10 protein-coding genes and 1 pseudogene are annotated in these 11,493 nt (G+C 69.2%); all 11 read left to right on the forward strand.

Translation table 11 applies throughout. From position 1 onward, the window contains the following. Window positions 1–809 (forward strand): tobH protein (locus I0Q12_RS15450; protein WP_197252749.1); only part of this gene is annotated, 809 nt, incomplete at its 5' end. After that, a complete protein-coding gene (gene manA / locus I0Q12_RS15455) occupies window positions 809–2,044 on the forward strand; it encodes a mannose-6-phosphate isomerase, class I (protein WP_197252750.1) in 1,236 nt (411 codons plus the stop codon). The genes I0Q12_RS15450 and manA, both read left to right, overlap by 1 nt. A 93-nt stretch (window positions 2,045–2,137) precedes the next feature. Beyond that, window positions 2,138–2,797, forward strand: a complete 660-nt coding sequence (locus I0Q12_RS15460; RefSeq protein WP_197252751.1) for a TetR/AcrR family transcriptional regulator — start codon at window positions 2,138–2,140, stop codon at window positions 2,795–2,797. Window positions 2,798–2,898: 101 nt separating this feature from the next. After that, on the forward strand, window positions 2,899–4,368 hold the full coding sequence (gene ahcY / locus I0Q12_RS15465) for an adenosylhomocysteinase (protein ID WP_197252752.1): 1,470 nt from the start codon (window positions 2,899–2,901) through the stop codon (window positions 4,366–4,368). Between the two features lie 23 nt (window positions 4,369–4,391). Next, complete coding sequence (locus I0Q12_RS15470; RefSeq protein ID WP_197252753.1) at window positions 4,392–5,057, forward strand: dTMP kinase; 666 nt, start codon at window positions 4,392–4,394, stop codon at window positions 5,055–5,057. Then, a complete protein-coding gene (gene mtrA, locus I0Q12_RS15475) occupies window positions 5,054–5,740 on the forward strand; it encodes an MtrAB system response regulator MtrA (RefSeq protein ID WP_197252797.1) in 687 nt (228 codons plus the stop codon). Before I0Q12_RS15470 ends, mtrA begins: the two co-directional genes overlap by 4 nt. Next, window positions 5,737–7,437, forward strand: a complete 1,701-nt coding sequence (mtrB, locus tag I0Q12_RS15480) for an MtrAB system histidine kinase MtrB (RefSeq protein ID WP_197252754.1) — start codon at window positions 5,737–5,739, stop codon at window positions 7,435–7,437. Before mtrA ends, mtrB begins: the two co-directional genes overlap by 4 nt. A gap of 8 nt (window positions 7,438–7,445) precedes the next feature. Continuing rightward, window positions 7,446–9,215 carry an MtrAB system accessory lipoprotein LpqB gene (gene lpqB, locus I0Q12_RS15485; RefSeq protein ID WP_231610746.1) on the forward strand — a complete coding sequence of 590 codons (1,770 nt, stop codon included), beginning with the start codon at window positions 7,446–7,448 and terminating at the stop codon, window positions 9,213–9,215. Between the two features lie 84 nt (window positions 9,216–9,299). Next, window positions 9,300–9,947: a ComF family protein gene (locus I0Q12_RS15490; RefSeq protein WP_197252755.1), complete on the forward strand. Its 648-nt coding sequence runs from the start codon at window positions 9,300–9,302 to the stop codon at window positions 9,945–9,947. 187 nt (window positions 9,948–10,134) lie between these two features. Beyond that, a complete protein-coding gene (gene hpf, locus I0Q12_RS15495; RefSeq protein ID WP_197252756.1) occupies window positions 10,135–10,800 on the forward strand; it encodes a ribosome hibernation-promoting factor, HPF/YfiA family in 666 nt (221 codons plus the stop codon). Between the two features lie 176 nt (window positions 10,801–10,976). After that, window positions 10,977–11,493: pseudogene (locus I0Q12_RS15500) on the forward strand (preprotein translocase subunit SecA); the annotation flags it as partial.

The raw sequence follows: 11,493 nt of genomic DNA on the forward strand, positions 1-11,493 counted from the left end.
CGACCTGGGTGGGACCGCTCGATGTGGTGGTGGTCGCCGGTGACGACGCGGGCGACCCGACGCTCGTCGAATCCGTGGCCGCCGGGCTGCAGCGCCGCGCCGAAGTGGTCGTGGGCGCACCCGACGAGGGCCCGATCCGGGCCGCGGTCGCCGGGCGGGCCCTGCTTCTGCCGCCACGCATCCACCTGCCGTCCGCCTACGCGCTGGCTCGCCACGTCGCGGTGTTCTGCGCGGTGCTGACGGCGATGGCCGCGACCAAGGTGCGCTCGCACGTGCCGGACCTCGCCGAACTCGCCGATGCGGTGGACAACGAGGCAGCCCGCAACCATCCGTCCAACGAGGTGTTCCACAATCCGGCGAAGTCGCTCGCGGTGCGCATGCATTCGCGTCGGGTCGCGCTGGCCGGGGATTCCCCCGCGACCACCTCCCTCGCCCGCCACGGCGCGGAGATGCTGCTGCTCGGGGCCGGGATGATCGCCGCGGCCGCGTCGCTGCCGGATACGCTCGCCGCGCGGGATCGCTTGGTGGCCACGACCACCGGGACCGGTGAACCGTACGACCCGTTCTTCCACGACGAGCAGCTCGACGGGCCGATTCCGGAGGCTCCCGTGCGGGTATTCGTGCTCAGCACGGACGACGATCGACGGGCTGCGCAGCGTCGCGCAGCTGCATTACCGGATATGGAATTGGTGTCTGTAGTGGGGGAAACGGAGTCGCGGGCAGTGCCGCCCGTGTTGGAACAAGCCTTGGTGCTCGCGGCCCGGATCGAGATGGCCGCCGCGTACCTGCGTTTGGCCGGAGGCCGGTAGTGCGCCGACTCGAAGGTGCGCTGCGTTCCTATGCCTGGGGCTCGCGCACCGCGATCGCAGAGTTGTGCGGGCGCCCGGTGCCGTCCGATCACCCGGAAGCGGAGCTGTGGCTCGGCGCGCATCCGGCAGATCCGGCCAAGGTGCTCTCGGAGGACGGGGAGGCCCCGGTGTCGCTGCTCGACGTCGTCGAGTCCGACCCGCACGGGCAGCTCGGATCCGGGACCGTCGACCGGTTCGGCGCCCGCCTGCCGTTCCTGCTCAAGCTGCTCGCGGCGGAGGAGCCGCTGTCGCTGCAGGCGCATCCGAGCGCGGAGCAGGCCGCGCAGGGCTACGCCCGCGAGCAGGAGCTGGGGGTGCCCCTCGATTCCCCGATCCGCAACTACCGGGATCCGAATCACAAACCGGAGCTCGTGGTCGCGCTCACGCGCTTCGAGGCGCTCGCCGGATTCCGGGATGCGGCACGCACCGTGGAGCTGCTCGAGGCGCTCGGCGTGCCGGAACTCGATCCGTACGTGGGCCTGCTGGCCGGTCAGCCCGACTCGGGTGGGCTGCGTGCCCTGTTCACCACGTGGATCACGTTGCCCCAGCCGGTACTGACGTCGCTGTTGCCGCGCGTGCTCGACGGCTGCGTGACCTACCTGGCGACCAACGGGCGCCCGCGGGTGTTCGCGGAGGAGGTGCGGACGGCCCTCCAGCTGGCCGAGTTCTATCCCGGCGACGCCGGTGTGCTCGCGTCGCTGCTGCTCAACCGCATCACCCTCGAACCGGGACAGGGGCTGTACCTCGACGCCGGCAACCTGCACGCCTATCTGAGCGGCATGGGGGTCGAGATCATGGCGAACTCCGACAACGTGCTGCGCGGGGGACTGACCCCCAAGCACGTGGACGTGCCGGAGTTGCTCAGGGTTCTGGACTTCCGGTCCCCGGACGTGCCGATCCTCGAAGCCGTCCCCGTGGGCGAGGCCGAGGTCTGCTACCGCACCCCGGCGCCGGAGTTCGCGCTGTCGCGTCTGGAACCCGAGCCGCACACGAAGGTGTCGCTCGCGCCGTGCGGCCCGCAGATCCTGTTGTGCACCGCCGGCGCGGCGCACCTGGACTGCGGCGGTGCCGGCCTCGACCTGACACCCGGCCACTCGGTGTGGATCTCGGCGGCCGATCCCGAACTGACCGTCGAGGCGCTGACCGCCGGGACTCAGGTGTTCCGGGCCTGTCTCGGCGACCGATCCGCCCTGTAGCCGTCACCACGGCGGCCGGTTGTGGTCTCTGCCACACGCTGCACGCCACCCACGGCGTTGACGCGGCGTGTCGCAGCGTGGCAACGTCGGCGCATGTCGATCGTGCACGAGCCAGCGTCCGCAGACGACTCCGATGTCGCGCCCCGCGATGGAAGGCGGCGTGTGCAGTTCCACGAGGCCAGCCGGATGCTGTTGCGCAACTCCGTGCTCGATGCGATGAGGGACCTGCTGACCGTGCGGGACTGGTCCTCGATCACGATGACCGACGTCGCGCGCCGCGCCGGGGTGAGCCGCCAGACGCTCTACAACGAGTTCGCGTCCCGTCAGGGGCTGGCCCAGGCGTACGCGCTGCGACTGGCCGACCAGTTCGTCGACGCCGTCGACGATGCGGTCTACTCGAACGTCGGCGACGCCCGGCGGGCATTGGCGGTCGGTTTCGCCGCGTTCTTCGCGGACAGCGGTTCCGATCCGCTCGTGCAATCGCTGCTGCGTGGGGACGCCAAACCGGACCTGCTGCGACTGATCACCACCGAATCGGCACCGCTGATCGACCGGGCGTCGGGCCGGCTCGTCGAGACGTTCCGGCGCAGCTGGGTGCAGGCCTCGGAGACCGACGCGACGATCCTGGCGCGGGCGATCGTGCGCATCGCCATGAGCTACATCGCGATGCCGCCGGAGTCCGACCGGGACGTCGCCGCGGACATGGCGTATCTGGTCGGTCCGTTCCTGGACCGCGTCACCGGCGGACAGTGACCGTCCCCGCACGGATACCGGCGGGTACGGCAGCGGCACTCCGCGGCGTGGTTGTATAGCCTGTTCGACAAAACGACTGTCAACAGGAGAGGCGCTCACACGTGTCCGACAACAAGCTCGTGGCCGACCGGCTGAACGGCATCGACTTCAGGGTCGCCGACCTGTCCCTCGCCGAATTCGGGCGCAAGGAGATCCGGCTGGCCGAGCACGAGATGCCCGGCCTGATGGCGCTGCGCCGCGAGTACGCCGAGGTGCTGCCGCTGAAGGGCGCGCGCATTTCGGGTTCGCTGCACATGACCGTGCAGACCGCCGTGCTCATCGAGACCCTCGTCGCGCTCGGCGCCGAGGTGCGCTGGGCGTCCTGCAACATCTTCTCCACCCAGGACCACGCGGCGGCCGCGGTCGTCGTCGGCCCGCACGGCACGGTCGAGGAGCCCAAGGGCGTCTCGGTGTTCGCGTGGAAGGGTGAGACGCTCGAGGAGTACTGGTGGGCGGCCGAGCAGATGCTCACGTGGCCCGGCGAGCCCGCGAACATGATCCTCGACGACGGCGGCGACGCCACGATGCTCGTTCTCAAGGGCGCCCAGTTCGAGAAGGCCGGCGTCGTGCCGCCGACCGACGAGGAGCACGACTCCACCGAGTACCAGGTCTTCCTGCAGCTCCTGCGCGAGTCGCTGGCTGCGGATTCGAAGAAGTGGACCACGGTCGCCCAGTCGGTGCGCGGTGTCACCGAGGAGACCACCACCGGCGTGCTGCGCCTCTACCAGCTTGCCGCCGCCGGTGAGCTCGTGTTCCCGGCGATCAACGTCAACGACTCGGTCACCAAGAGCAAGTTCGACAACAAGTACGGCACCCGCCACTCCCTGCTCGACGGCATCAACCGCGGCACCGACGTCCTCATCGGCGGCAAGACCGCGCTGGTCTGCGGCTACGGTGACGTCGGCAAGGGTTGCGCGGAGGCCCTCCGCGGCCAGGGCGCGCGCGTGTCGGTCACCGAGATCGACCCGATCAACGCGCTGCAGGCGATGATGGACGGCTTCGACGTCGTCACCGTCGAGGACTTCGTCGGCAAGGCCGACATCGTGATCACCTCGACCGGCAACAAGGACATCATCACGTTCGATCACATGAAGCAGATGAAGCACCAGGCGATCCTGGGCAACATCGGTCACTTCGACAACGAGATCGACATGGCGGGCCTCGAGCGTGCCGCCGACGTCACGCGGATCAGCATCAAGCCGCAGGTCGACGAATTCGTCTTCCCCGACGGCCATTCGATCATCGTGCTGTCCGAGGGTCGCCTGCTCAACCTCGGCAACGCGACCGGGCACCCGTCGTTCGTGATGAGCAACTCGTTCGCGAACCAGGTCATCGCCCAGATCGAGTTGTGGACCAAGCCGGACGAATACGACAACGAGGTGTACCGCCTGCCCAAGCACCTCGACGAGAAGGTCGCGCGGATCCACGTCGAGGCGCTCGGTGGCAAGCTCACCAAGCTGACGAAGGAGCAGGCCGAGTACATCGGTGTCGACGTCGAGGGCCCGTACAAGCCCGAGCACTACCGCTACTGATCGGGGTCGGGAACCGAAGCAGCATGGGCGTTCTCATCGTCGTCGAGGGACTCGACGGGGCCGGTAAGCGGACACTGTCCGCCGGTCTCGTCGAGTCCTGGCGGGCCGCGGGTGCCCGCGTCGCCACGCTCGCATTTCCGCGCTACGGGCAGTCCGTGCACGCCGATCTCGGCGCCGAGGCCCTGCGGGGCCGTCACGGGGACACGGCGTCGAGCGTCGAGGCGATGGCCCTGCTGTGGGCGCTCGACCGTCGCGACGCGGCCGACGAGTTGCGGAAACTCCTGGCCGACAACGACATCGTGCTGCTGGATCGTTACGTGGCGTCGAACGTCGCGTACACCGCGGCCCGCAGGCACGAGGGAGCTTCGGGACCGGCGGCCGAGTGGGTGCGCGAGATCGAGTTCGACCGGTTCGGATTGCCGGTGCCCGATCTGCAGTTGTTGCTGAAGGTTCCCGTCGAGCTCGCGGCACAGCGGGCGCGGGACCGCGCCACCGCCGACGCGACCCGCGACCGGGACGCGTACGAACGCGACGGGGACCTCCAGATCCGTACCGGTGAGGTGTACGACCAGTTGGTGCAACAGAACTGGATGTCGCCGTGGATGGTCGCCGGACCCGACACCGATCCGGTACAACTCGCCGCGCAGATCTCAAATCAGCTTCAGCACGGTGAAGGAGTGACACGATAGACGGTATGAAGCCGAGGATTCTCGTCGTCGACGACGACACCGCGCTGGCCGAGATGCTCACGATCGTCCTGCGGGGCGAAGGTTTCGAACCTTTTGTGGTCGGGGACGGCACACAGGCACTCGGTGCCGTGCGCGAGATCCGGCCCGACCTCGTTCTGCTCGACCTGATGCTGCCCGGCATGAACGGCATCGACGTGTGCCGCGTGCTGCGGGCCGATTCGGGTGTGCCGATCGTCATGCTCACGGCCAAGTCGGACACGGTCGATGTTGTGCTCGGGCTCGAATCGGGCGCCGACGACTACATCGTCAAGCCGTTCAAGCCGAAGGAACTCGTCGCCCGCGTGCGGGCACGGTTGCGTCGGACCGAGCAGGAACCCGCCGAGATGCTGTCGATCGGTGAGATCACCATCGACGTCCCGGCGCACAAGGTCAGCCGCGGCGAGGAACTCATCTCTCTCACCCCGCTCGAGTTCGACCTGCTGGTGGCACTGGCCCGCAAACCGCGGCAGGTGTTCACTCGTGAGGTGCTGCTCGAACAGGTCTGGGGTTACCGCCACGCCGCGGACACGCGCCTCGTCAACGTGCACGTGCAGCGGCTCCGCGCGAAGGTCGAGAAGGATCCCGAGAATCCCGAGGTCGTGCTGACGGTGCGCGGCGTCGGCTACAAGGCCGGACCGCCGTGATCCGTGCTTACCGACTGCGGCGGCGGATCACTCGTAGGACTCTGCCGCTGCTGAGGTGGTCCCGTTCGCTGAGCAGCTGGCTCACCCACACGTGGCGCCGGTCGCTCCAGCTGCGGGTCGTGGTGTCCACCCTGACACTGTCGCTGGTGGTGATGCTGGTGCTCGGCGTGGTGCTGACCAGCCAGATCACCGATCGTCTGCTCGAAGTGAAGATCAACGCGGCCACCGAGGAGATGGAGCGATCCCGGGCGCTCGTCGAAGGCCAGCTGGCCGGCGCCGACGACACCGGATCGCTGAGTGTCCGGCTCGACAGCGCCCGGGCCACGCTCACGAACCGTGGCAGCGACGCCGGTCAGGACACCGGTGTCGCGGGTACCTTCGATCCGGTGCTCATCGTTCCCGGCGACGGGCCGCGCGCACCGACGTCGAGCGGCCCCGCCGATCAGATCCCGCAGAACCTGCGCGCCTTCGTGCAGAACGGCCAGATCGCCTACCAGTTCGCGACCGTCGACGACCCCGACGGCTACTCCGGCCCGGCGCTGATCGTCGGCAGCCCGACGTCGTCGAACATCGGCACGCTCGAGCTGTACCTGGTGTTCCCGCTGGCGGGAGAGGAGAGCACCCTCGCGCTCGTGCGCGGCACCCTGCTCGTCGGTGCGCTGGTCCTGCTGGTGCTGCTCGCCGCCATCTCGATGATCGTCGCCCGTCAGGTGGTGCTGCCCATCCGATCCGCGTCGCGGATCGCGGTGCGCTTCGCCGACGGCCGCCTCAAGGAACGCATGCCGGTGCGCGGCGAGGACGACATGGCCCGGCTGGCGATGTCGTTCAACGAGATGGCCGAGAGCCTGTCGCGACAGATCACCCAGCTCGAGGAGTACGGCAACCTGCAGAAGCGGTTCACCTCGGACGTCAGCCACGAACTACGGACCCCGCTGACGACCGTGCGGATGGCGGCGGACCTGATCCACGACGGCAGCGACGAACTCGATCCGTCGCTGAAACGCGCCTCCGAACTGCTGGTCGCCGAACTCGACCGGTTCGAGAGCCTGCTCGGCGACCTGCTCGAGATCAGCCGGCACGACGCCGGTGTCGCCGAACTCGCCGCCGAGCAACTCGATCTGCGGATGTGCGCGCGGGCAGCGGTGTCCACGGTCCGGCACCTGGCCCGCGAGACAGGAACCGAACTCATCGTGGATCTGCCGAACGAGCCGGTCATGGCCGAGGTCGATCCCCGGCGCGTCGAACGCATCCTGCGGAACCTGCTCGCCAACGCGATCGATCACGGTGAGGGCAAGCCGATCCTGCTGCGGCTGCGCGCCGACGACGCCGCGGCGGCGTTCGTCGTCCGCGACCAGGGCATCGGCCTGCGGCCGGGGGAGGAGAAGCTCGTGTTCAACCGGTTCTGGCGCTCCGACCCGTCCCGGGTGCGACGGTCCGGCGGCACAGGTCTGGGACTGGCGATCAGCGTGGAGGACGCGAACCTGCACAAGGGCAAGCTCGAGGCCTGGGGCGAGCCCGGGAAGGGTGCGTGCTTCCGGCTGACGCTGCCGCGCGAGCTCGGACGCAAGGTGGGACGCAGTCCACTGCCGCTCGTGCCGACGAACGGGCACGCGGTGCAGGGCAAGACGCCCCCCGCCGCCGAGGGCGCAGCGCCGACGGTCGTGGAATCCGTCCCGCCCGAGGGAGCGACCCCGTGAGCAGTTCGCTGTCGCGGCGCGTCGCCGGGCCGGTTCTGCTGCTGGCGCTCCTGCTCGGGGTCTCCGGCTGTGCGAGCCTGCCGGATTCGTCGTCCCCGCAGGCGATCGGCACCATCGCCCGTCCCCCCGCGACCACGGAGGTCGCCGCGCCCGCGCCCGGGCGCGAGCCGGATCTGCTGCTGCGCGACTTCCTCCTCGCGAGCACGGACCCCACCAACAGGCACCAGGCGGCGCGCCAGTACCTCACCCCCGAGATGACGAGTCGCTGGGACGACGCGGCCAGCGCCACGATCGTCGAGAAGGTCGACGTGCTGCCGGAATCGCGCAGCGGCGACCGTGCCACCTACGTGATCCGGGCGACCCGCGTCGGCTTCCTCGAGGAGGGCGGCGTCTACCGCGCGGACCAGGGTCCCTTCGAGGAGAAGGTCACCCTCGTGCGGTCCGACGGCGAATGGCGGATCGACGATCTGCCGCCCGGCGTCGTGATGGACCGGCCGCAGTTCCTCAACACCTACCAGCGACGCTCGCTGTTCTTCGTCGACCCCTCCGGGCAGACGGTCGTGCCCGATCCCCGCTGGATCGCCGGCACCCAGGAACAGACCGCCTCCCAGCTCATCGAGCTGCTGGTGGAGGGCCCGAAGCCGTCGCTGGAGCCGGCCGTGCGCAACCTCCTCCACGACGTCGACGTCATCGGTCCCATCACCAAGGCGGACGGTCGCACCGCGCAGGTCGGTGTCGGACTCGGCGGCATCCGGGTGGACTTCCAGGGCGCGACCGGGCTGGCCAAGCAGGACCGGGAGCTTCTCGCGGCCCAGGTGATCTGGACGCTGGCGAACGCCGAGATCTCCGGTCCGTACGTGTTGCTCGCGGACGGGCAACCGCTCGACGAACGGTTCCCGAACGGCTGGACCACCGCGGACGTGGCGTCGACGAATCCGCTCGCCACCTCGAGCGCGACCATCGGCCTGCATGCGGTGCGTGGCGGTGGGCTGGTCGCCGTCGCCGAGACGGGTGTCACGCCCGTGCCCGGCTTCTTCGGCAGCACCACCGGCCTGCAGTCCGTCGCGATCTCGCACGACGGACAGCTCGTGGCCGGTGTCCTCGGAACCGGACGGCCAGAGCCGGAACCCGCCGCCGAGCTGATGATCGGCGGGTACGGGGACGGGGCAGCGGTGCATGCGGCGGAAGGCAGCTCGATCAGCAGACCGTCGTGGTCGGTCGACGACAACTCCGTGTGGGCGGTCGTGGGTGGCACCTCCGTCGTGCGGGCGATCCGGGAACCCGGTACCGGACGGGTGACGGTGGTTCCGGTCGAGGCGGGCGCCATCCTGGAGTTGGGCGACCGGATCACCGAGTTGCGTCTGTCGAGGGACGGTGTCCGCGCGGCGCTCATCGTCGACGGCCGGGTGTACACGGCGATCGTGGTGCAGTACCCGAACGGCGAGTTCGCGCTGACCTCTCCGCGCGAGATCGCCATCGGGCTCGGTAGTCCCGCTCTCTCGCTCGACTGGAGTACCTCGGACACGGTGGTCGTGGCGCGGGCGGCGTCCGACATCCCCGTCGTCCAGGTCGCCGTGGACGGTTCCCGGATGGACGCGCTGCCCAGCCGCAATCTGACCCCGCCGGTGGGTGCCGTCGAGGCGTCGACGACCACCGAGTTCGTGGCCGATTCACGCGCGGTGTTCCAGCTCAACAACAGTGATCCCGCCGGCGACCGCTACTGGCGTGAGGTTCCGGGCCTGGCGGGACTGACCGCGATTCCGGTGCTGCCCGGCTGAGCGCCTGTCGGTGCCGTAGGGCACTGCGTCTGTCGGTGCCATAGGGCACTGCGCCTGTCGGTGCCATAGGGCACAGTGCGCCGCATGTTGCACGTCTTGCTGGATCTCGTGCTGCCGGTGGATTGCGGCGGCTGCGGCCGGCCCGGCGTCCGATGGTGCCGTCACTGCGCCCGCGACCTCGCCGATGCGCCCGCGACCGTACGGCCGCGTGTCGATCCGGGTGTTCCCGTCTGGGCGCTCGGGTCGTACCGGGGTGCCCACCGGCGCGCGGTGATCGCCGCGAAGGAGCAGGGTCGTCGCGACCTCGCGGAGCCGCTGGGGGTGGCACTGGGGGCGGCGATCGTGCGGCTGCGCCGGTGGGGTGAGCTTCCGGCCGGGCCGTTGGGCGTGGTGCCCGCGCCGACCCGGGCGCGGGCGGCGCGAGCCCGGGGCGGCGACCCGGTCACGCGGGCCGTGCGCGCCGCTGCGGCGCACGATCGCGCGTTGCGTGTGATGCCGATCCTCGAGACCGCTCGGGGGGTCCGGGACTCCGTGGGACTGTCCGCCGCGCAGCGGCACCGGAACCTCGCCGGACGGGTGCGGCTGCGCCGGGGAAGCGGCGTGCCGCGCGGGTTCCCGGTGCTCGTCGTGGACGACGTGACGACCACCGGCACGACCGCGGCGGAGTCCGTGCGAGTGCTCACGGCAGCCGGCTTCTGTCCACGGGGAGTGCTTGTGATTGCTGCCGCGTAAGTGTGCGCGAGTGAAATTCAGCGGAACGGTGGCACTCGCGGAGGTTACGTACTACCGTCGCCCTCAGACCCGGAAAACACTGGTAGACGGGTGGAAACGTTCGATCCGCCGGTTCCGGGCGGAGCGCTGATGCGCTCATCGAACATGCCGGTGCGCGGGCTGCACCGGCCGTACTCGGGAGGTACGAGTGACGACCCCTTCGAAGTCCAAGGTTTCCGCTGCAGGTCTCGATGGCGAAGCCGCCGGCCCCAAGGCTGACATCGTCGTCAAGGGACGCAACGTCGAGGTTCCGGACCACTTCCGGATCTACGTGTCCGAGAAACTCGCCCGATTGGAGCGATTCGATCCGACCATTTTCCTGTTCGATGTCGAACTGCAGCACGAGCGCAACCGCCGTCAGATGAAGAGTTGTCAGCGCGTCGAGATCACCGCCCGGGGCAAGGGCCCGGTCGTCCGTGCCGAGGCGTCCGCCGACAGCTTCTACGCGGCCTTCGAGTCGGTTACCGACAAACTCGAATCCCGTCTGCGGCGTACCAAGGAGCGTCGCAAGGTCTCCTACGGTGACAAGACTCCCGTTTCCGTTGCCGCCGCCACTGCGGCGCTCGCTCAGGACGATTCGCTCGGCATCTCGCGGGATCTGGCGCAGGAATTCGAAGCGGAAGACAAGTCCGGTCCCGGCCGGATCGTCCGGACGAAGGAGCACAAGGCCGAGCCGATGACCGTCGACGACGCCCTGTACGAGATGGAACTGGTCGGCCACGACTTCTACCTGTTCCACGACAAGGAAACGGACAGGCCGTCGGTCGTCTACCGTCGGCACGCGTTCGACTACGGCCTGATCAGCCTGGTCTGAATGCCCGGTCGGAGCGGTTGCGATTGCGACCGCTCCGGCCGAACGCCTACCATGGAATCCGGCCGGGGACCGACGAGGCCCTCGGCCGGATTTTCTTGTCCGTGCACGAACCCGAGATTGAGGACGAACACCCAGTGCTGTCGCTGACGAAGCTGCTCCGGATCGGTGAAGGTCGCATGGTCAAGCGACTGAAGCACATCGCCGAGCACGTCGAATCCCTGTCGCCGGAGTTCGAGGCGCTCACCGACGCGGAACTGCGCGCCAAGACGGACGAGTTCCGCAAGCGGTACGCGGACGGGGAAACCCTCGACGACCTGCTGCCGGAGGCGTTCGCCGTGGCCCGTGAGGCCTCCTGGCGAGTTCTCGGACAGAAGCACTACACGGTGCAGATCATGGGTGGCGCGGCGCTGCACTTCGGCAACATCGCCGAGATGAAGACCGGTGAGGGCAAGACCCTCACCTGTGTGCTGCCGGCCTACCTCAACGCCCTGTCCGGCGACGGTGTGCACGTCGTGACCGTGAACGACTACCTCGCCAAGCGCGACTCCGAGTGGATGGGCCGCGTGCACCGCTCCCTCGGCCTGAGCACCGACGTGATTCTGTCGGGGCTCACCCCCGCGCAGCGCCGTGCGGCCTACGCCGCGGACATCACGTACGGCACGAACAACGAGTTCGGCTTCGACTACCTGCGCG

This window comes from Rhodococcus sp. CX (genome assembly GCF_015865005.1).
GTDB lineage: Bacteria > Actinomycetota > Actinomycetes > Mycobacteriales > Mycobacteriaceae > Rhodococcus.

Excerpts from the sequence above, each read along its gene's own strand:
- I0Q12_RS15460 (WP_197252751.1), top strand. The coding sequence starts at position 2,138 with ATGTCGATCGTGCACGAGCCAGCGTCCGCAGACGACTCCGATGTCGCG.
- I0Q12_RS15470 (WP_197252753.1), top strand. The coding sequence starts at position 4,392 with ATGGGCGTTCTCATCGTCGTCGAGGGACTCGACGGGGCCGGTAAGCGG.
- I0Q12_RS15490 (WP_197252755.1), top strand. The coding sequence starts at position 9,300 with ATGTTGCACGTCTTGCTGGATCTCGTGCTGCCGGTGGATTGCGGCGGC.